The sequence below is a fragment of the Desulfomicrobium baculatum DSM 4028 genome (genome assembly GCF_000023225.1).
Classification (GTDB): Bacteria; Desulfobacterota; Desulfovibrionia; order Desulfovibrionales; family Desulfomicrobiaceae; genus Desulfomicrobium; species Desulfomicrobium baculatum.
In genome coordinates this window covers 3216699-3239706 of sequence record NC_013173.1, presented here as the reverse complement: position 1 = coordinate 3239706, position 23008 = coordinate 3216699, and the positions used below count along the sequence as shown (strand labels likewise).

Sequence of the window (23008 nt, the reverse complement as noted above, 5' to 3'; positions counted from 1 at the left end):
AGCGATGAGTAATTACAGAATGAAGCTGGACAAGAAGCGTTGCATTCACTGCAAAGCGTGTGAAGTGCACTGCAAGGTCAAGAATAATAATCCCGTCGGAATAAAGTATGCCGTGCATACTTCCGGCAAGCCGGAACTTAAAGATGGCAAGATCGTGATGAAGGCCTCTTTTCGCAGTTGCTATCATTGTGATGATCCGGCCTGCGTGGCGGCGTGTCCCACCGAAGCCATGGTGCGCCGTGAATCGGATGGCCTGGTCTACGTGATCAAGGAGCTTTGTATCGGTTGTGAATCATGCATAGCTGCGTGTCCGTGGAATATTCCCGTGCTGCATGAGGATGAAAACGTCGTTGGAAAATGCGACTACTGTATGGATCGGCTTGATGCAGGGCTTGAACCTGCATGCGTAACGGCATGTACGACGCATGCTCTGTGTTTGGAGCGGAAAAAATAGCGCATAAGACGTTGCTCGCATTCTAAAGTCCCTGGGTTGAGATCAATCCAGGGACTTTTTATCTTAAAACGCAATTGTGTACTGAAGTGTTTTTGAGCAGCTATAAAAAATCGGACGCTCAGAGCGAGCTCGGTTCTTGTGGGTGATTGATGTTGCCTCACCGCTGTGTTAAAAAATAAAACTTGGAAAAAAATGCGCTTTTGAAATCAGTTGCTTGGAGTGATGCTATGAAACTCAGATCCAAATTCATTCTCCCTCTGTTCGTTTCGGTCGTGATCCTGGGCCTTGCCGGCGGCCTGCTGATCCGTTCGCAACTGACCGATTTTCAGGGGCAATTGCTGCGCTCCATCGCCGAGGAGAAATCGCGCGAGGTGGATACCGCCATCGCTACGCTCGCGACCCAGGGGCTTGAAAAAGCGGCTCTTTTTTCCAGAAGGACCGATGTGGTGCAGGCCTTTGAGCTGGCTCATCTCGGCAATATCGAAAATGAAGCGGACCCGCTTATGCAGCAGGCCCGGGATGAGTTGCGGCGGTTGCTTGCAGACGATCTGGCCGGGTTCAAGAGCATCTCGGGCAAGGCCATGCAGCTGCACTTCCATCTGCCCAAGGCGCGCAGCCTCGTGCGTCTGTGGAGGGAAAAGCAGACCAAGCGCGGTGGGGAGTGGGTCGACATCTCCGATGACCTGACCTCATTCAGGGAGACGGTCGTGCAGGTCAACACCGACGGCAAGCCCATCAAGGGTATCGAGGTCGGCAGCGGCGGGTTCGCCATCCGCGGCATCGCTCCGGTGGTGGATGCGGACGGGAAGCAGTTGGGGTCGGTCGAGACTCTCGAATCCTTCGAGTCCGTCATCGCGGGCGCCGCGTCCGGGGAAGGGCAGAGCATGGTTGTATACATGAACGCCGCGAATCTGTCCGTGGCCACAGAACTGCAGAATCCTGAAAAAAATCCAGTGGTCGGAGACGAATTCGTGCTGGTCACCCCGACCGAGGACGGCCGGGTTGAAAGCCTCGTGAGCCTGGATTTCTTGCTGCAAGGGCAACAGAAGACCGTTTACAACAGGTTCGGCGACCTGGCCTTGGCCGCTTTTCCGGTCAGGGATTACGCGGGCGGACAAGTCGGCGTGCTGGTCTATGCCTTTGACGCCTCCTCCTGGACCACGGCAATCCGCGAGGTGGGGCTCTATATCCTGGCGCTCATGGCGGTGGTGCTCATGGCCGCCGGACTGATCAGTTCGTTTGTGCTCATGCGGCTTATCATTCGCCCGCTCTCCTTGATGAAGACGCGCATCGTCGACATCACGGAAGACCGGGCCGACCTGACCGATTGTCTGGCTGTCACCTCCCGTGACGAGATCGGTGAACTGTGCTCCTGGTTCAACAAGCTCATGGACAAGATCCGGACCATGCTCGCGGATGTGGCCCGCAACTCCAACGAGGTGGCCGGGGCTTCCCAGGGACTTTTGCAGCTGGCCGGAAGCCTGAACAGCTATGCCGGCACCATGACCCAAACATCCAGCGAGGCGGCGTCCTCCACAGACGACATGAGTTCGAACATGAACACCGTGGCTGCGGCCATGGAGGAGTTCACGGTCAATATCGGCACCGTGGCCACCAATTCCGAGGAGATGAGCGCGACGATCTCCGAGATCGCGGTCAATACCGGAAAGGCCAAGGAAATGACGGTCCGGGCCGTATCCGCCGCGCACAAGGCCACCACCCAGGTCAGCGAACTGGGCGCGGCCACGCGGGACATCGGCAAGGTGACCGAATCCATCACCGCCATCTCTTCCCAAACCAATCTGCTGGCTTTGAATGCCACCATCGAGGCGGCCAGGGCGGGAGAGGCCGGGCGCGGCTTCGCCGTGGTCGCCAACGAGATCAAGGAACTGGCTCAGCAGACCGCCAAGGAAACGGAGGAGATCCGCAGCCGCATCCAGGGCATCCAGCAGGCCACCAACCAGACCGTGGCGGAAATCGGGGAGATCACCAGCGTCATCGGCGACGTGGACGCCATTGTCGGGTCCATTGCGGCGGCGGTGGAAGAGCAGTCCGTGACCACCCGCGACATCGCCGAGAACGTCGGCCAGGCCTCGGTGGGCGTACAACAGGTCAACGAGAGCGTGGCCCAAGCGGACGCGCTGGTGCGCGACATCGCCCGTGACGTGGGACAGGTCCGCAGCGTAGCCGTCGATGTCACCTCCACGGCCAAGGCCGTGCACCAGAACGCGGAGAATCTGTCCGGACTGGCCGCCAGCCTCGATATCATGGTCAGCAAGTTCAAGATCTAGGAGGGCGCACCTTTGGCGCGCACCACAAGGAAATGAGAAGGAAGGCCGCCCTGCAGGCGGCTTTCTTTTTTAAGGCCCGTGAGCCGAGAGTTGAAAATGGCTTCCCGCCGCCAAGAGGATGCCGACTTTTTTTAAGTGTTTTTAATCGAAATTCCGGAGACGCATCATGTTGAACATCGGCTGCCATCTCTCCTCTTCCAAGGGTTTTCTGGCCATGTGCAAGACGGCGCTTGAGATCGGCGCGAGCACGTTTCAGTTTTTCACCCGCAATCCGCGCGGGGGCAAGGCCAAGGACCTGGACCCGCTTGATGTGACCGCATTTCTTAAGCTGGCCCGGGAGCACGGTCTGGGGCCGTTTCTGGCCCATGCGCCGTATACGCTCAATCCGTGTTCGGCAGACTCGAAGGTGAGGCGCTTCGCCCTGGAGGTCATGCGCGACGATCTGGCCCGCATGGAGAGTATTCCCGGCAATCTGTACACGTTCCATCCCGGCAGCCACGTGGGCCAGGGAATCGAGGCGGGCATCGCGCTCATCGCGGAGCAGCTTGGCATTGTCATGCGGCCGGACATGACCACCACAGTGTTGCTGGAGACCATGTCCGGCAAGGGCAGCGAAGTGGGCGGGTCATTCGCGGAGTTGCGGGACATCATGGACCATGTGCAGCTGCCGGACAAGCTCGGCGTCTGCCTGGACACCTGCCACGTCCATGATGCCGGATACGATATCGTCAACGATCTTGACGGGGTGCTGGAGGAGTTCGACCATGTCGTCGGCCTGGGCCGTTTGCGCGCCATCCATCTCAACGACAGCCTGAACGAGAGGGGAAGTCGCAAGGACCGCCATGCCCGTATCGGGGAAGGGCGCATCGGCCTGGAGGCCCTGGCGCGCATCATCAACCATCCCCGCCTCAGGCATTTGCCGTTTTATCTGGAAACACCCAATGAATTGCCGGGATATGCCGCGGAGATCGCGCTCTTGCGGGGGATGTGGACGCCCTAGGCCGAGCTGGGCGCCTTTTTTGCGGCGTTGCAATCTTGATGAAATCATGGAAACGACAGGGAAGGGTCTTTTCCGCCGCGCGGATGCTGGCGCGTGGTCGCGGCGTCCGGCCTTTGACACAAAGCAACGAGCAACCATCTGGGCGTACGCCATGAACTCCGCCATTCCCGTTCTGATCGTCGACGATTATCCGACCATGCGTCACACCATTGCCGATGTCATACGAAAATTCGGTTTTTCCAAAATATCCTTCGCTGAGGACGGCCAGATGGCTTGGGAAATGCTTCAGGACCATCCTTTCGAACTCCTGCTTCTGGATTGGAGCATGCCGCGCATGACGGGCCTCGAACTGCTGCAGCGCATCCGCGCTTCGGAGCGGGAGTTCGCCGACATTCCCGTCCTGGCCATCACGGCCGAAGCCGAGGAGCGCAGCATCATCGAGGCCGTCAGGCACGGCGTGACCGACTACATCGTAAAGCCCTTCACCCCCGACACCCTCGAACGCAAGCTCAAGGACATCCTTGCCCGCCGCGCCAAGGGGCTCAGCCCGGCAGCCAAACGCTGACGGTCACAAGACCGCTTCCACTCTCCATGGAAATGTCCCCGCCGTGGGCACGCGCGATGAGCCTGGCCGAATAGGTCCCAAGGCCGAGGCCGTGCGTCTTGCCGGAGGTGGCGTACTTCTCGAAGAATCTGTCCCCCAGCTCCGGCGGCACCTGGCCCTTGTTCACGATGTCGATGCGCAGGCCGCCCTCGGCCAGCGGGTTCAGGGACACCTGGACCGTTTCCCTGTGGGTGGAGGCGTCCAGGGCGTTGCTTATGAGGTTGCAGAGCATGGAGTGGCAGAGCAGTTCCTCGCCCTGGAAAGGAATATTTTCCTGGCCGCCGGGGAGCATCTGCAGTTCGATGCGGCGCATGGCGGCCGTTTCCGCGAAACCGGCCAGGACCTTGCGCGTCACGGCGGCCAGGTCCATGTCTTCGGGCTTCAGTTCGTAACTGTCCCGCTCCATGCGGAAAAGGGTGGTGGAGAGGTTGATCATGGCCATGAGGGTGTATCCGGCGTCCTCGATGCGCCGGAGCATGTTCCGCTGGGCCTCTTCAAGGTTGTCGTCCATGAGCAGAAGCTGCGGCAGGGTGATGACCGTGGTCAGGGGGGACTTGAGGTCGTGGCGCATGATCCGCTCCACGTCCTCCTTGAGGCGGGCTGCCTCGCGCAGGGCGAGGTGGTTTGCGACCCGCGCCCTGACCACCCCCGGGTTGAAGGGCTTGGTGATGAAATCGATGGCCCCCAGCGCAAGGCCCGTGGTCTCGGCGGCGACGTCGTCGAGGGCGGTGATGAAGATGATCGGGATGTCGGCGGTCCTCTCGTCGGACTTCAACCTGCGGCAGGCCTCGAAGCCGTCCATGCCGGGCATCACGACGTCGAGCAGGATGATGTCCGGCGGCGCGGTAACGGCGATTTCCAGCGCCCGCTGGCCGCTTGCGGCCGTGACGACGTCGTATTCGCCGCCGAGGAATTCGACCAGAATGTCGATATTCACCTCCGCGTCATCCACCACCAGGATCTTTGAACGCTTTTGGTCTGCCATGGTTGCGCCTTGCGGCCGAAGCGGGCCGTGCTGAAGGAAATGGGTTGTGCCCTGATATCTGGAAAAGGAGGGAATGTCAGCTGGATAGGGGCTGTCTGGCTGGCTTTCAAGGGGCTGTGTGCTGTCCCTTGCGACGGTATTACAGTCTCTTGAGTCGATCTATCGCAGTTTTCCAAGGTAATCTTCGGCCCGATTGTTCCATTTTTTCATAAGCGGACTTGGCAATATGCGCAGATATTTTTCCTGTTCGAACCAGCTCTTCAACAAGCCATATCGTTCCATGGACAATGATATCTTCCTTTTCCGCAGCTTCTTTCAGGTGTTTATCGTCGGTAAGAAGCGGGCAGTGCTCCTGCTTTGCCAATGACAAAGCAAAGAGATCATTTCTGCTTGTTCTCTTATAAATCTGTGCCATTCGCACCGTGGCAATCATGGATTCGCTACTTAAGGATTTTTGTTCGAGTCCCAAATCAAGGACGTGAGCATGAAGTTCTTCAAGTTCCTCAGTAAAAAGAATGTCAGGGACAATGAATTGGCAGTCGAGGCTGAACATGGAGGCAAGAAGTCCGCCTTCATCCATATCGATCAATATGTTCGCGTCACTGACAAGGAGCAGCATTTATTTCTTCCATACTGCGGTAACGGCGGAAATTGTCCAGTGAAAGACTGAGAAGCTCTGCAGCCTTGGAATCTCCGATGTACTCTTCGGCAAGTGCATGGAAAACAAGGTTGCTGAAAATGTTTTCATTTTCCGGCTTGATCTGTTCCCCTGGTTCGTTTTTGTGCCACCCTTTCATTCTAAAATGGATTGCCAAATTGCTGTAGTAGCTCTCCTTGATGATTTCCAGGTCGAATGCACGACGAATAATGGCGAACATGCTCAGTCCAAACTCATATTTGAGAGCCTGAATTTCGCGAGACTCAAGGGAAGATCGTTTCGCTCCCAGGTATTTTTTTACTGAGACATCAGGAAACAAGAGGGCTCCGGCAAAACGATTGCCGGCCTTCTCAAGGTCAAGATTTTCGCTCAGTCGGTTGGCAAGGATGAGATGTCCCAATTCGTGGGCAAGCGTGAAGCGCTGGCGATCGCCAGGCCAGTATTTCCCTACAACCACAATTGGAGCATCCGCCACATACGCGAACAACCCGTCAAATTTGGCGTCGTTCCGGGCGTCAACGCAAAAAACCCGAATGCCTTTCATTTCCAGCAAGTCGATCAGTGCCGGGATTGGATTCATGCCGAGATCCCATTCTCGCCGTGTGTGGTTCGCCACCTCTTCAATTTGGCTATAGCTCTCCACTCGATCCGGCAGACCGGCAGGGAGACGAAACGTTTCAACCGGAGGCTGGGGGAAGAGGTCTTCAAGCTCCATCCGCCGTTCTATGTGATCAAGAATCTCGTGGGTAATGGCTTGCAAACGTTTTTTGGGAAGAGTGCTCTTTTTGCGGTACTCGACTTGCGACAACGTGACCTGCTCCGGCCGGAAAAAATACTCCGACCGAACGCCGAGCACTTTGCCAAGCTTCAGCAATGTCTTTGAATCAGGCATGGCCTGATCCTTTTCAAACTTGTTTATCCAGGTATGGCTAACCCCCACCTGCTCGGCCAAATTCCGCAGAGACAGGTCGGCAGCCTTACGAGCGCGTTGTAATCGTTCACCGATCATGGCTCTGTCCTCCTTGTTTACAAATTTAAACAGTAATAGAGGTTTTGTAAAGTAGACGGGGGAAATATTGGTGGCCGAGAGGTCTTCCACATCCAGCAAAATTCAGGACTCAAGACCTGGGCGCATTCCAGGATGAGATGAGCGGAATAGACCCTCCTTGACCTCCGATCCCTGTGGTTTTTTCACTTGGAGTCCGTTTCTTGCGGGGCGTACGTCCAGCCATGGTCGTCGTGATAGACCATCAGCTTGGTCATGCCGCCATCCACGGTGAAATTCTGCCCGGTGATGAAGCTGTTTTTGGGATCGCACAGGAACATCGCCATGTTGACGATGTCGGCGGGAGTGCCGACGCGGCCTGCGGGGTGCTGGTCGGCATCGGGGCCGTCGAACCGGGAGCCGGTGGTGTCGATCCAGCCCGGGGAGATGCAGTTGACCCGTGCCCTCCCGGCCAGCGTGACGGCCATGGCGTGGGTCAGAGCCGTGATGCCGCCCTTGGCCGCCGTGTAGCTTTCCGTGTCGGCCTGGCTCATCAGGTGGCGGGTGGAAGAAATGTTCACGACGCTGGCCTGAGCGCTGAAATGATCGAAAAACAGCTGGGTCAGCAGAAAGGGCGCTGTCACGCCGACGCGCAGCACATAATTGAAGTCGCCCCAGGTGCAGGTCTTGAGGCCCCCCCGCGACAGGCAGGCGTTGTTGATCAGATAGTCGACCTCGCCGTGATCCGCGATGACCTGAGCCGCAAAAGCGCGCAGCACGCTCTCGTCGGCAATGTCCCCCACGAAATCGGAGTTCGGCAGCAGGTCGATGGTGCGCACGCAAACGCCCTGAGCGGCAAAGGCGTCGCAGACCGCCTTGCCGATGCCCTGCGCCCCGCCTGTTACGACAGCGATTTTCGGTTTGCTGGACATCGATTCTCCCCTGTGATGAATTGGGTTTTGGCGTGCGCCGCACTGTGGTTCAGGACGAAAATGCCTGTGTTCCCCTTTCGCGTGCATAAATGTTGATCAGAGGAATGACTGCCCTGTTTTTCTTTATGTTGCAATATTGCTTGGCATTCTTAGAGCATCCTTAAAAAAAAGCAGGCAGCGTCGGCATTTTTAGGCGGGTTGACCTCTGCGTCTGTTGCGATCCTCGCCTCTGGGTTCACTTGAGGCGCAGGGTGCGTCCCAGTTGGAGAAAGAGCGGGATAATTCCGGCGGAACTGGGCGCCATAAATTTCGACTGGCGGTGGAAAACAGAAAAGCCGCCCATTTGGGCGGCTCTTCAGCGGCATTCAAGTAAACTTTTTGTTTTTTCAGGCGTATAAGTGGTGGAGCTACGCGGGATCGAACCGCGGACCTCTTGAATGCCATTCAAGCGCTCTCCCAGCTGAGCTACAGCCCCACAACGCGAAGCCGCCTTTTGATATATTCGCCATCGGCTGTCAACAGGAAAAATTGTCATACGCTGAAGTATGGCGTAAAGGGTATGACCCTGATAGGGGGGCCTGACAAAACCGGCTTTATGGGCTTTCTGAAAAGTGACCTGAAGGGGACAAGCGGCCGGGGCGGGCTTTTTTCTGTTCTCGGAATTTGGCCTGTCGCAACCTTAGCGGAGAAATTTTTGATGCGATATTTTTTGAGGATCGTTGTGTTGACGTTTTTTTGCATTTTGGGACCGGGAGTGCTCTTGGCTGCCGAAAAGGCCTCCGGCCAATGGGACATCGATCCGGAGCATTCCTCCATCGGGTTCCGGGTGCGTCATATCGTGGGATATGTGCCCGGCGTCTTCAGCCGTTTTTCCGGCCAGGTGGAATATGATGCGGCCATGCCCGAAAAGAGCCAGTTCTATTTTCTGATTGACAGTTCCAGTGTCCATACCGGCGTGCCTGCCCGTGACGAACATCTGCGCAGCCCCGACTTTCTGGATGTGGAGAGGTCGCCCAGGATGATTTTTTCTTCCAAAAACGTGGTCCGTGAGGACGGGGACATCCTTGTCGTCACCGGAGATCTGACCATCCGCGACGTGACCGCCGAGGTGCGGGTTCCCTTGCAGGTGCTTGGCATCGCAGGCCATCCGGTCAAGGACAAGATGCCCGGCGTCAGAGTGCTCGGCCTGCATGCCGCCTTTTCCATAAACCGCCTGGATTTCCACGTGGGTTCCGAGGAATGGACCCGGATGGGGCTCATGGGCGAAGCCATTGATCTGACTATCGACATGGAGCTGCTGCAACGCTAGTACTGTCCTCCGGTCCGGGGCCCTCCCGGTCCATTTGCCCGCAGCCAGAGGAAGCATGGACAGTCTTGAGATTCACCTTCGGCACGTCGATGTGGATTTGGGCACAGCCCGCATCCTGCACGACCTGAACCTGACCCTTTGTGGAGGAGAGCACTTTGCCGTGCTCGGCGACAACGGGGCGGGCAAGACCACGTTGTTGCGTCTTTTGGTCGGCGAGCTGTGGCCTTCGCAGCGAAGCTCCGGCACGCGCACCTACCGGCTTTTCGGGGAAGAATCGTCATCGCCCATCGGCATACGCCCGCATGTGCGTCTGGTCACGCCCGCCATGGCGGACTGGTATCTGCGCCATGATCTGCGCGTGCCGGTCTGGGAAATCATCTGCGCCGGGCTGCACAACACGCCCTTTCTTTATCATGAACCGTCTGAAGCCGAACGCGAAAAGGCGCGGGCTCTGGGGCTTGAAATGGGCCTGGGGCTGGTCCTGGATCGCCCCATGCGGGCGGTGTCCACGGGGCAGGCCAAGCGTGCCCTTCTGGCCCGGGCGCTCATCGCTTCTCCCAAACTTCTCGCCGTGGATGAACTGACCCAGGGACTGGACCGGCAAGGGCAGCTGCAACTGCTTGACGCATTGAACCGCATTGCGGCCACGGGCCGCACCCGTCTCCTGGTCAGCGGACATGGCCTGCTGCCAGTGCCTGAAGAGGTCCGGGGGCGGATATATCTTGAGCATGGACGGATGGTCGAGCGGCCCGCGCAGGTTCGCCCCGGCGCCCTCGCCTTGCCGGAGGAACGGGTCTCGTCGGTCCGGCCCGAGACCGTGGTCGAGCTTGAGTCGTGCACCGTGGTCATGGAAGGCCGCGCAGCCGTGGACAACCTGAGCTGGACGATTCGTGCCGGTGAATGTTGGGGCGTGCTCGGACACAACGGCGGGGGCAAATCGACTCTGCTGCAGCTCATCACCGGATACCGTCGGCCCTGGCCGGGCGGCGAGGCGAAGTGGTTCGGGCGGGCGGGGCTCGCGCGCATGAGAGAGGTCCGGGGCCGCATCGGAATTCTTGCGCCCTGGATCGGGGAGCGCATCGAGCCAGGGGCCACCTGCCGCGACGTGCTCCTTTCGGGCCTGTGCGACGGGCTTGGCGTGCATAGTGGCCTTTCAGCAACGCAAATCAGCCAGGCCGAAGAGCTGGCGACGGCCTGGGGCATGGCGGATTGGCTGGACCGGCCGCTCGGTTCCCTCTCCTATGGCCAGGCGCGGCAGGTCATGCTGGCCCGCGGCGTTGTGCATGCCCCGGATCTTTTGGTGCTGGACGAACCTTTTTCCGGTCTCGACGCGTCCTGGCAGGCGCGCATGATCGAATTGCTGCGGCATTGGGCCGCCACGGGGCGTACCCTGGTGCTGGCCACCCATTCGCCGGAATACATGGACGAGCTGCTGACCCACGGACTCATCCTCGACCAGGGCCGCCTCGTGGCCGCCATGGAATGGCCCGCATTGCGGCAAAGTTCCGCCTTTGCCGCGCTTTTCGCGGCACCTGGGCAACTGCGGGACGAAGTATGAACATTGTCTGCGTGAGTTCAAGTCTCTGCGCGGCCCTTTCCGGCCTTGGGCACAACGTGCTGGATCTGCGACCGGGGGCGGGTATCGTGCGCATCGCCCCTCTGCTTGGGGAATTTGTCCCGGATTTGCTTGTCCAGCAGGAGTCTCTCGGCCCTCGGACCCTCATTGCCGACCTCGATGCCCTGTCCTGTCCCAAGGTTTTCTGGTCCATAGACACGCATCTGAACAGTTTTTGGCATCAGTATTACGCCCGTCTTTTCGACCTGTTCTGCACAACCCAGAAGCATTGGCAGTCCTGGTTCCGGGAGAGGGGCATTGCCCGGACCCTGTGGCTGCCCTGGTATGGCTCGCAGCGGGCCCTTGTGCCCTGGGACGAGCGGCGCTCGGGCCTTGGTTTTGTCGGCCGGGTCACCCCGGAGAGACCGGTCCGGGGGTGGTTTCTGGAGTGGCTGAGCGAGCTCGGGCCGCTTGAGAGTCGCGCGGATCTGGGTTTTGCGGCCATGCACGATTTTTATGACCACAGCCGGATCGTGCCCAACGAGTCGATTTTCGGCGAAGTGAATTTTCGTTTGTTCGAAGCGGCTTCATGTGGATGCGTGGTGATCAATCCGGCTACTCCCGGTCTTGAGGATTTGTTTGTCCCGGGCGAGGAGGTGGCCGTGTACCACGATGGCGCGGAGCTTGCCCACTGGGCCCGGCGGTTGCGCGCGGAGGATCTGCTGGCCCGGAGCATGGGCCTGCGGGCCCGGGAGCGGGTCAAGCGCGAGCATCTGCCGGAGCATCGCGCCGCGACCTTGCTGGCCGCGTCCGGGGATATTTCCGGCCGGGCCGCAGGGGGCGTCGATGCGCAGGCGGCCTGGTGGCTGACCCTGTATCATCTCTGGGAGGCCGGGCGGCTGGACATGGATGCGCAGGTTATGGCCAACGGCCTTTCGGCCCTGCCCGTGACGGCAGAGGTTCTGGCGGTGCTGCTTCGGCTGCGGGCCAGGCTTGGCCGAGACGAGTACATGCGTCTGGTTGTGCCGGTGGCGGAGAAAGGGCAATATGAGTCCTCGCTGGAAGTCAATCTGGCGGGCGGCATGGGTGCGCTTCGCTTCGAGGATGTGCGCCTGTCGCGTCTTTTCTTTCTGCGTCACAAGCGACACTGCGCCCCTTCGGCTCCGGACCCGGGGAACACGCCGCTTTTAATTTGCCTTGCCTGGGCCAGGGAGCTACAACGTTGCAGGCAGATTTTCAGGCCCGGGTTCGTGTTCAACCCGCATAAGCACCTGCCGGCATCAAGCCTGGAATGTCTGGTGCAGGCCAGCGAATTCGATCCGCAGAATATGGATGTGTACAGAGAGATGGCCAGAATCCTTGCCCGCGACAGCGGGTGGGACGGCCTGCGGCTCAAGGCCATGTCCTATCTTTCACTGCGTGAACGCACGAACTGGCGGCTGACTCTGGAACTCGGGGCGGCCGATTGTCGCGCTTTTCGGGTGCGGCAGGGTCTGGAAGAGCTGCTCCATGCCCGGGATGAAGCCCTGCGCCAGGATCAGGAACCACGGTTCTGGCGCAGGCTCGAAGCCCATGACCAGTCCGGACGGATCAGGGACATGCTGAAGTCCGCACTGGTTACGGCAACGCACGCAACATAAGCACAAGGCGGATATGCTCGAAACACTGCGCATTCGGAATTTGGCTCTCATCGACGACGTGGAGCTTGAATTTTGCCCGGGCCTGAACGTGCTTACGGGCGAGTCCGGTGCGGGCAAGTCCTTCATCCTGCGCGCCCTGGATTTCATTCTCGGCGAGCGCATTGCCGCCGACCTGGTCCGTCCCGGCCGCGAGAAGGCCCTGGTCGAGGCTGTTTTCCACCTTGATGGCGAGGAGCTTTTTTTGCGGCGCGAACTTTCCGCCAAGAACGGCCGCAGCCGCCTCTTCATCAACGACGATCTTGGTTCCCAGGAGCGCCTGGCCGAGCTTCGACCCCGCCTGTTGATGCACACCAGCCAGCACGGACAGCAGCGGCTGCTTTCACCGGAACACCATGCCGAGATCCTGGATGCGTTTCTGGCGGATCCGCAGATCCTGGTCTCCCAGCGCGAGGCCCGCGAGGCCTTGCAGGCCATCCTGGCACGCAAGGCCGAGGTGCAACGGCGCATGGCCGGACTGCTGGAGCGGCGGGAATTTCTTGAATTTCAGTTGGCTGAAATACGCAAGGTCGATCCACGCCCCGGCGAGGAAGAAGAGTTGCTGCGCTTGCGCGATGCCTCCCGCCAGGCCGAGAAAACCCACGCCCTGGCCGACGAGGCCCAGGGCGTGCTGCTGGGCGAGAACGGGTTGCAGGATGCCCTTACCTCTCTGGAAAGGGCTCTGGCCGGACTTGGCGAAGTGGACGAGGGCTTTGGCGAGCATGCCAGGGAGGTTGGGCGTTTCCGCGATGGCCTGTCCGACATGGTCCGCGATCTGCGCGCCCTTGGTTCGCATCAGCGCGCGGATTTCGATGCCGAAAAAGTGGAGAAGCGCCTGTGGGAGCTGCAACAACTGCAGCGCAAGCTCAAACGGTCCCTGGACTCCATTGTGGCGATGGGTGAGGAAATCGAAGAGAATTTGTCTTTTCTGGACGAAAGCGGGCTTGCCCTCAAGCGTCTGGAAAAGGACGAGGTCCTGGCCGCCAAGGTTCTGGCCCAGGCCACGACGGCGCTGAACTCCGCGCGGGAAGAGGCCTCGGTCGACCTGACCGCCGGCCTGAAGAGCGAGCTCGTGAACTTGGGTTTTTCGGAGCATCTGCGGGTGCTGGTGGATTTTCGGGCATTGACCATCCATGCGGGCATCGACGAGCTTCGGCCCCGGTTTTTATGGGTGCCCAACCCCGGCCTCGAAGCCCAGCCCCTGGACCGCATCGCCTCGGGCGGCGAACTGTCCCGTTTTCTCTTGGCCGTGGTCAGCCTGCGCACCCGGGAGCAGCTTCCGGCCCTGCTTTTCGACGAGGTCGATTCGGGCATCGGCGGGCAGACCCTGATCAAGGTCGCCGAACGCATCCGCCTTTTGTCCGAGCGCCAGCAGGTCATCCTCATCACCCACTGGCCGCAGCTGGCCCGGCTGGCCGACGAACATTTTGCCATCCGCAAGGAGGTTCACGACGGCGTGACCTACACCTTGTGCGCAAGCCTCTCTCCTGCCGAGCGCCAGACCGAACTGGCGCGCATGGTGGGCGAGGCTCCTCCTTCCACCCATGAGCCAGGACGCATGTCCGGGAATGTGATATGATCGATAGCCAAACACCATGCCGGGATCTGGAGGTTCTGTCCTGCCGACCCGGAAGCGACCCTTCTCTTGTCGACCTTGTGCTTTCCGCACCGGGCTGGACCTGCAAGCCCGGACAGTTCGTCATGATCCGGCCCGCGCACTGGGGCTCGGAACTGGTCTGGCCCCGGCCTTTTTCCGTCTGCGACGTATCGGAGCAGGGGCTGCGCATCATTTTTCAGACCGTGGGGCGCGGCACGCGCAAGCTGGCCGAGCTTGTTCCCGGACAGAAAGTCACGGTCTGGGGGCCGCTGGGGCGCTGGTTCCGCATCGACGAGGCCCGGCCCAACCTGATCCTGGCCGGTGGCGTGGGCATCGCCCCTTTTGTCATGCTGGCCCGGCGCGAAAAAACGGACAATCTGTCCATGCTCTTCGGCCACCGCCTGGACCTTGAGCACTACCCTTACGCCGAGATCGCGGCTCGCATCAAAAGCGAGGCCATGCAGCAGAAGACTGTGGCCGACATCGCCGAATTCGAGATCGTGCTGTCCGAGCGCATCAAGGCCCTGGCCGGAGTGGGGCAGGTGCTGGCCTGCGGGCCGGAGCCCATGCTTAAAGTCGTGCGCAGGTATTGCCTGCTGCACGGCACGGACGGGCAGGTTTCCCTGGAGAACCGCATGGCCTGCGGTGTGGGCGCGTGCCTCGGCTGCGTGGGCAAGACGGTGGCGGGTGACTACGTGCAGAGCTGCGTGCACGGTCCGGTCTTTGACGTGCGTGAAATCGATTTGGGAGATTAGACATGGACCTGACCGTCAAACTCGGCCCCCTGACCCTGAGGAATCCGATCATCACCGCTTCGGGCACCTTCGGCTACGGACTGGAGTTCTTGCGCTACGGCGATCTGTCCGCGCTGGGCGGCATCTGCCTGAAGGGCATTTCCCTGGCTCCGCGCACGGGCAATCCCATGCCGCGCATCGCCGAAACCCCTTGCGGCATGCTCAACGCCATCGGCCTGCAGAACGTGGGCGTGGAGAAGTTTCTGAAAGAGAAGCTGCCCTACATCCCGGCCGGCGCGACGCTCATCGCCAATCTGTATGCGCAGACCCCCGAGGACTTCGGGGAGCTGGCGGCCATTTTTTCGGGTGAGGACAAGATCGCGGCCCTGGAGGTCAACATCTCCTGCCCCAACGTGCGCGAGGGCGGGGTGCAGTTCGGCCAGGACCCGCACATGGCTTCCGCTGTCGTCGGCGCGGTCAAGAAGCGGGCCGGAAGCAAGCCGGTCATAGTCAAGCTCAGCCCCAACGTGACCGACGTGCGCGTCATCGCCAGGGCGGCCGTGGACGCGGGGGCGGACATGCTTTCCCTCATCAACACGCTCTCGGGCATGGCCGTGGACATCCGCACGCGCAAGAGCCGCCTGGCCAACGTGGTCGGGGGGCTGTCCGGCCCGGCCATCAAGCCCGTGGCCCTGCGCATGGTCCACCAGGTCGTGCAGTCCGTGAACGTGCCGGTCATCGGCATGGGCGGCATCGTCAGCGCCGAGGACGTGCTGGAGTTCATCCTGGTGGGGGCGCATGCGGTGCAGGTCGGGACGTACAATTTCATGCGCCCGGACAACGCCTTTCGCCTGGTGGAAGAGGTGCGCGTGCTGGCCGAGACCCTGGGCATAGAGTCATGGGGCGACTACCGGGGCACGCTCAAGGTTTAGGAGGGAAAGGAATGATCAAAAGATTCTGCGATATCTGCGGGAAAGAGATACTGGGTCTCAAGGACGGAATCTACGAGGAACGTTACTCCCTGGTCATCGAGGACCCGGCCAACCTGACCCGCCTGGGCGGACAGATGGGCAAGCTGAATCCGATAATCGAGATGAAGCTCCAGAACAGCAATAATACCGATATCTGCCGAGAATGTCTGGAAAAGATCCTGGTCAAGGAGTTCCATCGCCGGGCTACGGCCACGACGTAGAATTTGCGAAGCGGAGACTGTGCCTCCGCCGTGTATCCGCCGGTCAGGCCTTTTTCAGGAAGCAGGTCTTGAGAACAAGGCCTTTGACCTTGTCCGCGTTACATTCGATCACGTCCTCGCTGTCCGAGAGGCGGATGTTCTTGATGACGGTTCCGCGTTTAAGGGTCACGGAAGAACCCTTCACTTTCAGATCTTTGATGACCTGCACCGAATCTCCGGCTTTGAGCGGCGTGCCGTTACTGTCTTTTACTTCCATATCGAATAATCCTTCAGGTTGACGTCGCGCGGGTCGTGGCCGTCCTTTCGTGACAGGCGGTCCCGGGACGGATCCGTGTTCATTTTTTGCGCAGGACCGCGCCGTAGAAAAATTCACCCAGTCCTTCCGCGGGTCCGCTCTGGGCTTGGCGCAGGCGTGAGAACTCAGGATGGAGGCTTGCGAAACGGTCGATCTGCTTTTCGTTTTCTTCCGGGTTCAGCGTGCAGGTCACGTAGACTAGGCATCCTCCTGACGTGAGAAGATCGGCTGCGGCCCGCAGAATTTCTTCCTGCAGCTTGACGAGCCCTGCGCAATCGGCAGCGGTCCGTTTCCATTTGATATCGGGCCGCCGGGACAGGACGCCGAGACCCGAGCAGGGTACATCGAGAAATATCGTGCGGGGTGTCTGCCGCAGGGGATAAGGGCCTTGCCCCTGGCTCCTGAATGCAGGGATGTCAAAGCCGAGTCGCGCGCCTTCGGCCTTAAGCTGCCTGAGACGAAAGACATTCACGTCCGATGCCCAGACGTTTTTGCCCTGCTCGGACATCAGATACGTCTTGCCGCCGCGACCGGCGCAGGCGTCGAGCACGGGAGACGGCCAATGCTCCACGCCGAGGGCGTCCATGATTTTTTGGGCGGCAAGGCTCTGGCGGGTCGCCGCTCCCTCGGCCACGGCGTGCTGTAAAAACTCCGGCCACTGCGTCAGGGCAAACCCCCAGTTCGAGGAGTCCTGTTGCAGCGGCTGCAAATTTTCCCGCAGCGTTTCTGCCTGGGCATGGGTGCGGTTTATCCTGACCCCCAGCGGCGGGGCGCTCAGAGTCGCCTGCAGGAAGGCCTGGGTCTGTTCCTTGCCGTAGCTGCCGAGCCACATGCGGGCCAGCCACTGCGGGCAGGAGTACCAGGCGGACAGAAACTGGTCATGGCCGGCGGTCTTGGTCTGGTAATACTCCTCGAAGCGCACGGACAGGCCCAGGCGCAAGAGGCTCCGCAGAACGCCGTTGGCGACCTTGCCCATGGTCTGGTCCAGACGCTCGCGCACCAGAGTGACGGCCCAGTCCAGGGTCGCGTAATCGGGGATGCGGCTCAGGAAAAGGAGTTCGTACATGGCCACGCCGAGAATGCGTTTCATGATGGGAGAAGTCTGGACCGGGTTTTTAAGCAACTGGGAGAGAAGAAAATCGATGCGCCCGCGCATGCGCAGATAGCCGTAGGCGAGTTCCGTGGCCAGCCCCTTGTCGGGTCCGGCCTGAACCGGGTTCAGCACTTCGTCCACGGCGGCCTGCAGGTCCTGCTTGTGGTCAAGGGTGCGGCGCAGGATGTCGAGGGCCAGGCGCCGGGCCGAGGGCGTACTCATGCCAGAAACTCTTTGATGGCCCATTCGACCCGGTCCAGGGCTACGTCGGTGTCCAGACAGGGGCCGAAAGGGCGGGAATTCAGGATTCCGTAAACTGGCAGGGGATGGGTGTCCTGGATGCCGCTGGCCAGGTCGCGTTCGCAGGCCACGGCTATGATGAGCGAGGGTCTGTGCTGGACCACGATGCGCCGGGCGATGGTTCCGCCCGTGGCCACGGCCAGCCTGATTCCGTATTTGTCGCGCAGATCGAGCAGCCCGGCCAGGGCGCAGTCCCCGCAGCGCTTGCAGTTGTCGATGTCGTAGGTCAGCCGGTACTTGCAGCGGCTGTTCTGGATGCAGTGCGGCATGAGTAAGAGGATCTTTTCCGCCGGATAGCGGTGCCCTTCGCCCCTGACCAGTTCGTTGTTGACCTTGATGAAGGAGGCCCGCACCGTCTGCTTCGGGATGCCGACAAAGCGGCCCAGCAGGGTCATGAGCGGCAGGAAGAGCTTGACCGTGATGCCGCGCAGGCGTTTGGCGAAAAGTACGGGGCGGCCGAGCAGGATGTTTAAAACCAGGGCCAGGGCCGCCCAGCCGATGGCCAGGATCAGGGCGACGGTGATGAAGCCGAAAATCCAGGGCGCGGCGGGATGGATGGTGGTCAGCCCGACAAAGGGGATGAACCAGACCATGGCCAAAAAAAGGCAGATCAGTACCGAAGAGCCGGTGATGAGCCCGATGAAGACACGCTTGCGGGTCTGAAAGGAATCCCGGATTTCCTGTTCCAAAGGGCTTCTGGTTTTGGCGCTCCTGGGACTGACCATGGGATTATTCGCCCGGGCAGGCAGGTTCGGGTTTGAGCAGGTGGTCGCCGGAGCAGCGGCTCAGATAGCCGCAGTAAAACTCGCGGCCGCGCAGGGGTTTGCTGTTTGCGGGCTTGATGACCGGCACTGCGTACAGGCGATCAGCGCAGGCGATGAGCACGTTTTCATCGGCCACGCCGTGGATTTCGCCGGGCTGCGCTCCTTCGGGCAGGGGGTCGCCGATGGTGCCGGGGTGTACGGTCAGACGCAGGGTCTTGCCGGGCATGCCGTCCCAATCGAACCAGGAACCGGGCCAGGGGAAGAGGCCGCGGATGCGGTTGTGCACGGTCAGGACGGGCTGGTTCCAATCGATGCGCCCTTCTTCTTTGGAAAGCTTCGCGGCATAGGTGGCCCGGGCGTGGTCCTGAGGGATGCGCACAAGGCGTCCCTGGCCCATTTTTTCCAGGGCGTCGACCAGGAGCTTGCCGCCCATCTCGGCCAGTTCGTCGTGCAGAGTCTGGGCCGTGTCCATGATGCCGATGGCGCGGCTGCGCTGCAGCAGGATGTCGCCGGTGTCCAGGCCCGCCTCCATGTGCATGATGGTGATGCCGGTCACGGGGCGTCCGTCCATGATGGCGCGCTGAATGGGGGCAGCACCACGGTACTCGGGCAGAAGCGAGGCATGCACGTTGAAGGCGCCAAGCCTGGGAATGTCCAGTACCGACTGGGGGAGGATCAGCCCGTAGGCCGCGACGAGCAGTAGGTCCGGTTCAAGGGCCGCGAGCTGGTCCACATCCGCCTGCTCCTTGAAGTTCAGGGGCTGGAACACGGGCAGCCGCGCCTCCATGGCCAGCAGCTTGACGGGTGGCGGCGTGCAGACCTGCCCCCGGCCGCAGGGCCGGTCAGGCTGGCAATAGACTCCAACGACGTCGCAGCCGCCCCAGTCCAGAAGGTGCCTTAGGGACACGGCCGCAAAATCCGGCGTGCCCATGAACACGACTTTCAATCTTCGTTTTTCTCTTTCAGCCATTTTTTGAGCTTTCTCTCGTACAGGGTGCGCTTCAATTTGCTGATCTTGTCGATGAACAGCACGCCGTCGAGGTGATCCACCTCGTGTTGCAGGCAGATGGCCATGAGATCGTCGGCATCCATTTCAACCGGCTTGCCGTCAAGGTCCGTGGCCGAAAGGTGCAGCCGTTCGGCGCGTTTCACCGTGGTGCGGTAGCCGACAACGGACAGGCACCCTTCCTCGGATTCCACTTCGCCCTCAAGGTTCGAGAGGACGGGATTGACGAAGACGTGCGGGTCTTCGCGTTTGTCCGGGCCGCTCAGGTCCACGGTGATGAGGCGGATGCTTTCCGCCACCTGGGGCGCGGCGAGGCCGATGCCCTTGTCCGCGTACATGATTTCAAGCATCTCGGCCGCCAGGGCGCGTATCTCTTCCGTTATCTCTACCACCGGCGCGGCCTTTTTGGCCAGCACCGGGTTGGGATATGTAACTATTGTTCTAGGCATGATCTTTACTCTTTGGGCTTTTCCCGCAGGCGCAGGCCCAAATCGCGCAATTGTGTGTTCTCGACCGCCGACGGGGCCTCGGTCATGAGGCAGGTCGCCTTCTGGGTCTTGGGGAAGGCGATGACGTCGCGGATGGACTTGGCTCCGGTCAGGAGCATGATAAGACGGTCCAGGCCGAAGGCAATGCCGCCGTGGGGCGGAGCGCCGAAAACCAGGGCGTCGAGCAGAAATCCGAATTTGGCCTGCGCTTCCTCTTCATTGATGCCCAGGGCGGAAAACATATGCTGCTGGGTCTCGGGGTTGTGGATGCGGATGGAGCCGCCGCCGACTTCGGTGCCGTTCAGCACGAGGTCGTAGGCGCGGGCCACGGCCTGGCCCGGGTCTGTGGCCAGGGCGCCCATGTCTTTGGGCGCGGTGAAGGGGTGATGCATGGCCACCCAGCGTTTGGCCTCAGGATCCCATTCGAGGAGCGGGAAGTCCGTGACCCACAAGGGCGCGAAGGTGCCCTCGGGGATAAGGCCAAAACGTTCGCCGAGTTTGAGGCGCAGGTTGCCGAGCGCGCTGTTGACCATTTCCGGCGCGCCGGCCTGGAAAAAGACGATGTCGCCGGGCACAAGGCCAAGGGCTTCGGTCAGTCCGGCCCGCTCGGCATCGCTCAGGAATTTGGCGATGGGAGACTGCCAGCCGTCCTCCTTGATCTTGATCCAGGCCAGGCCCTGGGCGCCGTAGATTTTGACGAATTCGGTGTAGTCGTCGATCTCCTTGCGCGAAAGTTCGCCGCCGCCGCGCACGGGCAATGCCTTGATCAGGGCGGCCGTGGCGAAGAGCTTGAACTCGGAGCCGCGCACGATTTCGGTCACGTCGGTGAGCGTCAGGCCGAAGCGGATGTCGGGCTTGTCCACGCCGTAGAGGGCCATGGCCTGCTCGTACTTCATGCGCGGGATGGGCAGGGAAAGCTCCTGCCCGAGCGCTTCGCGCAGGACGCGGGCCATCATGCCCTCGGCCATTTCCATGACCTGTTCCTCGTCCACGAAAGACATCTCGATATCGATCTGCGTGAACTCGGGCTGGCGGTCGGCGCGCAGGTCCTCGTCGCGGAAGCATTTGACGATCTGAAAATAGCGGTCCATGCCGCCGCACATGAGGAGCTGCTTGAAGAGCTGGGGCGACTGGGGCAGGGCGTAGAACTGGCCCTGATTGACGCGGCTCGGCACCAGGAAGTCGCGCGCGCCCTCGGGGGTGGACTTGGTCAGGACCGGGGTCTCGATTTCAAGGAACCCGAGCTCGTCCAGGTAGCGGCGCACGGACTGGGAGACGCGGCTCCTCAAAATCAGGTTGTCGGCCATGGCCTTGCGGCGCAGGTCCAGAAAACGGTACTTGAGGCGCAGGTTCTCGGACACGTCCACCCGGTCCTCGATGGGGAAGGGCGGGGTCTTGGCCGTGTTCAGGAGCTTGAATTCCGTGACGTAGACCTCGATGGCGCCCGTGGCCAGCTTGGGGTTGATCATGTCATCGGGCCGCGCGCGGACCACGCCCTTGATGGCCAGCACGAATTCGGTGCGCAGCACGTGGGCGCGTGCATGGGCTTCGGGCGCGACTTCGGGTGAGAAGACGACCTGGGTCAGGCCGTGGCGGTCGCGCAGGTCGATGAAGATGAGCCCGCCGTGGTCGCGGCGATACTGCACCCAGCCCATGAGGCAGGCTTCCTGCCCCAGCTGCTCCGTTCCAAGGCCTGCGCAGGTGTGGGTTCTGCGCCATCCGCCGAGGGAGTCCATCCCGAGTTCCGTGTTTCTGTCATCCATATATGTTCCTCGCTTGGGTACGATAAGCTGCAAAAAGTGTGTGTAAAGACTTAGGGCTTGCGAAAGCCCAGCGCCTGTTCCAGGTCATCCTGACCGATGTTCTTCTGCACGCCCGTGGCCATGTCCTTGACCACGATCTGGCCCTTCTCCATTTCGTCCTGTCCCAGGATCAGGCAGGTCTTGACACCGAGCTTGTTGGCCTGGCGCATCTGGGCCTTGATGCTGCGGGCCTCGAAGGACACCTCGCCGGAAAAGCCCCGCTCGCGCATGCGCTGAGCCAGGAGCAAGGCGGTATTCAAGGCGCGGGAGTCGAGCACGGCCAGATAGAAGTCCGGGGCCGGGATCTGAGCCTGGCCGTAAAGCAGGGCGAGCCGCTCCATGCCGCAGGCGAAGCCGATGCCGGGCAGGTCGGGGCCGCCGAGCTGCTTGATGAGCCCGTCGTAACGGCCGCCGCCGGCCACGGCGGTCTGGGCGCCGATCTCGCCGGAGACGACCTCGAAGGTGGTGCGCTGGTAGTAGTCCAGGCCGCGCACCAGACGGTCGTTCAGGCGATAGGGGAGCTTCGCGCTGTCCAGGATGTCGCGCACCTGGGCGAAATGTTCGTCGCATCCGGGGCAGAGCGACTCGGCGATGCTCGGCGCGTTCTCGACCAGGCTCTTGCAGGCCGGGACCTTGCAGTCCAGCACGCGCAAGGGATTGGTCTGCGCCCGGCGCTTGCAGTCTTCGCAGAGCTGGGTGTGGTCGATGGTGGCCAGAAAGTCGCGCAGACGCTGATGAAAGACCGGCCGGCACTCGGGGCAACCCAGGGAGTTGAGTTCCAGGCCCAGGTTTTTAAGGCCCAGCTTGGTCAAAAACGTCCAGAGCATGAGCACGACCTCGGCGTCGGCCTGGGGCGCGTCCGTGCCCAGGACCTCGACGTCGAGCTGGTGGAACTGGCGCAGGCGGCCCTTTTGCGGGCGTTCGTAGCGGAACATGGGACCGCAGGCGAAGAGCTTGGTCGTGCCTTCGGCCCCGCACTGGCCGGACTCGATGAAGGCGCGCAGCACTCCGGCAGTGGCTTCGGGGCGCATGGTCAGCGAGCGGCCCTTGCGGTCGGCAAAGGTGTACATTTCCTTTTGCACGACGTCGGTCTCTTCACCGATGGAGCGGGCGAAGAGCTCGGTCTTTTCCAGGATGGGCACGCGTACCTCCTGGCATCCATACGTGCCGAACACCTGGCGGGCCAGGTTCTCCATCAGGGTGTGAACCGTGCTTTCCGGGCTGAAGAGGTCAGAAAAGCCTTTAATTTTCTGAATTTTAGACATAGAAAATATCTGTCCTTGACGAA

Annotated in this window: 22 protein-coding genes and 1 tRNA gene; 11 read left to right on the top strand and 12 right to left on the bottom strand. The window is 60.9% G+C overall.

Features of this window, described 5'->3' with window-relative positions; genetic code table 11:
* Positions 1-4: 4 nt before the first annotated feature.
* The 4 genes from DBAC_RS14315 (at position 5) to DBAC_RS14300 (ending at position 4310) form a co-directional block, all read left to right on the top strand.
* Positions 5-454 carry a 4Fe-4S dicluster domain-containing protein gene (locus DBAC_RS14315; RefSeq protein ID WP_015775023.1) on the top strand — a complete coding sequence of 150 codons (450 nt, stop codon included), beginning with the start codon at positions 5-7 and terminating at the stop codon, positions 452-454.
* A gap of 227 nt (positions 455-681) precedes the next feature.
* Entirely contained in the window at positions 682-2745 is a 2064-nt protein-coding gene (locus tag DBAC_RS18095) for a methyl-accepting chemotaxis protein (protein WP_015775022.1), read from the top strand.
* Positions 2746-2911: 166 nt separating this feature from the next.
* On the top strand, positions 2912-3745 hold the full coding sequence (locus DBAC_RS14305; RefSeq protein WP_015775021.1) for a deoxyribonuclease IV: 834 nt from the start codon (positions 2912-2914) through the stop codon (positions 3743-3745).
* Positions 3746-3896: 151 nt separating this feature from the next.
* Positions 3897-4310, top strand: coding sequence for a response regulator (locus tag DBAC_RS14300; protein WP_015775020.1), 414 nt, complete (start codon positions 3897-3899; stop codon positions 4308-4310).
* Here DBAC_RS14300 and DBAC_RS14295 read toward each other — a convergent pair.
* From DBAC_RS14295 to DBAC_RS14275, 5 genes are all read right to left on the bottom strand, one after another.
* Positions 4288-5334: a hybrid sensor histidine kinase/response regulator gene (locus DBAC_RS14295; RefSeq protein ID WP_015775019.1), complete on the bottom strand. Its 1047-nt coding sequence runs from the start codon at positions 5332-5334 to the stop codon at positions 4288-4290. The two genes, DBAC_RS14300 and DBAC_RS14295, sit on opposite strands and share 23 nt — an antisense overlap.
* 139 nt (positions 5335-5473) lie before the next feature.
* Positions 5474-5953 (bottom strand): PIN domain-containing protein, encoded by a 480-nt coding sequence (locus DBAC_RS14290; RefSeq protein WP_015775018.1) that lies wholly within the window; start codon positions 5951-5953, stop codon positions 5474-5476.
* Entirely contained in the window at positions 5934-7001 is a 1068-nt protein-coding gene (locus tag DBAC_RS14285; protein WP_015775017.1) for a helix-turn-helix domain-containing protein, read from the bottom strand. Before DBAC_RS14285 ends, DBAC_RS14290 begins: the two co-directional genes overlap by 20 nt.
* Positions 7002-7183: 182 nt before the next feature.
* A complete protein-coding gene (locus DBAC_RS14280; protein ID WP_015775016.1) occupies positions 7184-7909 on the bottom strand; it encodes an SDR family oxidoreductase in 726 nt (241 codons plus the stop codon).
* Positions 7910-8308: 399 nt separating this feature from the next.
* Positions 8309-8384 (bottom strand) — tRNA-Ala (locus DBAC_RS14275).
* Positions 8385-8669: 285 nt separating this feature from the next.
* Here DBAC_RS14275 and DBAC_RS14270 point away from each other — a divergent pair.
* Genes DBAC_RS14270 through DBAC_RS14240 form a run of 7 tightly spaced genes read left to right on the top strand, consistent with a single transcriptional unit; the run spans position 8670 to position 15972 of the window.
* Complete coding sequence (locus DBAC_RS14270; protein ID WP_167320946.1) at positions 8670-9218, top strand: YceI family protein; 549 nt, start codon at positions 8670-8672, stop codon at positions 9216-9218.
* Between the two features lie 55 nt (positions 9219-9273).
* Positions 9274-10776 (top strand): ATP-binding cassette domain-containing protein, encoded by a 1503-nt coding sequence (locus tag DBAC_RS14265; protein ID WP_015775014.1) that lies wholly within the window; start codon positions 9274-9276, stop codon positions 10774-10776.
* Complete coding sequence (locus DBAC_RS14260; RefSeq protein WP_015775013.1) at positions 10773-12413, top strand: glycosyltransferase family protein; 1641 nt, start codon at positions 10773-10775, stop codon at positions 12411-12413. The genes DBAC_RS14265 and DBAC_RS14260 overlap by 4 nt, the downstream gene beginning before the upstream one ends.
* A gap of 13 nt (positions 12414-12426) precedes the next feature.
* Positions 12427-14028, top strand: coding sequence for a DNA repair protein RecN (locus tag DBAC_RS14255; protein ID WP_015775012.1), 1602 nt, complete (start codon positions 12427-12429; stop codon positions 14026-14028).
* Positions 14025-14801 (top strand): iron-sulfur cluster-binding protein, encoded by a 777-nt coding sequence (locus tag DBAC_RS14250; RefSeq protein WP_015775011.1) that lies wholly within the window; start codon positions 14025-14027, stop codon positions 14799-14801. Before DBAC_RS14255 ends, DBAC_RS14250 begins: the two co-directional genes overlap by 4 nt.
* 2 nt (positions 14802-14803) lie before the next feature.
* Complete coding sequence (locus DBAC_RS14245) at positions 14804-15712, top strand: dihydroorotate dehydrogenase (protein ID WP_015775010.1); 909 nt, start codon at positions 14804-14806, stop codon at positions 15710-15712.
* 11 nt (positions 15713-15723) lie between these two features.
* A complete protein-coding gene (locus DBAC_RS14240; RefSeq protein WP_015775009.1) occupies positions 15724-15972 on the top strand; it encodes a hypothetical protein in 249 nt (82 codons plus the stop codon).
* A gap of 43 nt (positions 15973-16015) precedes the next feature.
* Here DBAC_RS14240 and DBAC_RS14235 read toward each other — a convergent pair whose 3' ends face one another.
* The 7 genes from DBAC_RS14235 to hisS all read right to left on the bottom strand — a co-directional run bounded on the left by DBAC_RS14235 (position 16016) and on the right by hisS (position 22985).
* Positions 16016-16228 carry an alkylphosphonate utilization protein gene (locus DBAC_RS14235; protein WP_015775008.1) on the bottom strand — a complete coding sequence of 71 codons (213 nt, stop codon included), beginning with the start codon at positions 16226-16228 and terminating at the stop codon, positions 16016-16018.
* 79 nt (positions 16229-16307) lie between these two features.
* Positions 16308-17582: an RsmB/NOP family class I SAM-dependent RNA methyltransferase gene (locus DBAC_RS14230; RefSeq protein ID WP_015775007.1), complete on the bottom strand. Its 1275-nt coding sequence runs from the start codon at positions 17580-17582 to the stop codon at positions 16308-16310.
* A complete protein-coding gene (locus DBAC_RS14225) occupies positions 17579-18385 on the bottom strand; it encodes a DUF116 domain-containing protein (protein WP_015775006.1) in 807 nt (268 codons plus the stop codon). Before DBAC_RS14225 ends, DBAC_RS14230 begins: the two co-directional genes overlap by 4 nt.
* Before the next feature lie 4 nt (positions 18386-18389).
* Entirely contained in the window at positions 18390-19394 is a 1005-nt protein-coding gene (gene fmt, locus DBAC_RS14220) for a methionyl-tRNA formyltransferase (protein WP_015775005.1), read from the bottom strand.
* The gene (def, locus tag DBAC_RS14215) at positions 19367-19879 is read right to left on the bottom strand and encodes a peptide deformylase (RefSeq protein ID WP_015775004.1); all 513 of its coding nucleotides are present in this window, start codon (positions 19877-19879) and stop codon (positions 19367-19369) included. The genes fmt and def overlap by 28 nt, the downstream gene beginning before the upstream one ends.
* Positions 19880-19884: 5 nt before the next feature.
* A complete protein-coding gene (gene aspS / locus DBAC_RS14210; protein WP_015775003.1) occupies positions 19885-21681 on the bottom strand; it encodes an aspartate--tRNA ligase in 1797 nt (598 codons plus the stop codon).
* Between the two features lie 50 nt (positions 21682-21731).
* Complete coding sequence (hisS, locus tag DBAC_RS14205) at positions 21732-22985, bottom strand: histidine--tRNA ligase (RefSeq protein ID WP_015775002.1); 1254 nt, start codon at positions 22983-22985, stop codon at positions 21732-21734.
* Positions 22986-23008 lie beyond the last annotated feature (23 nt).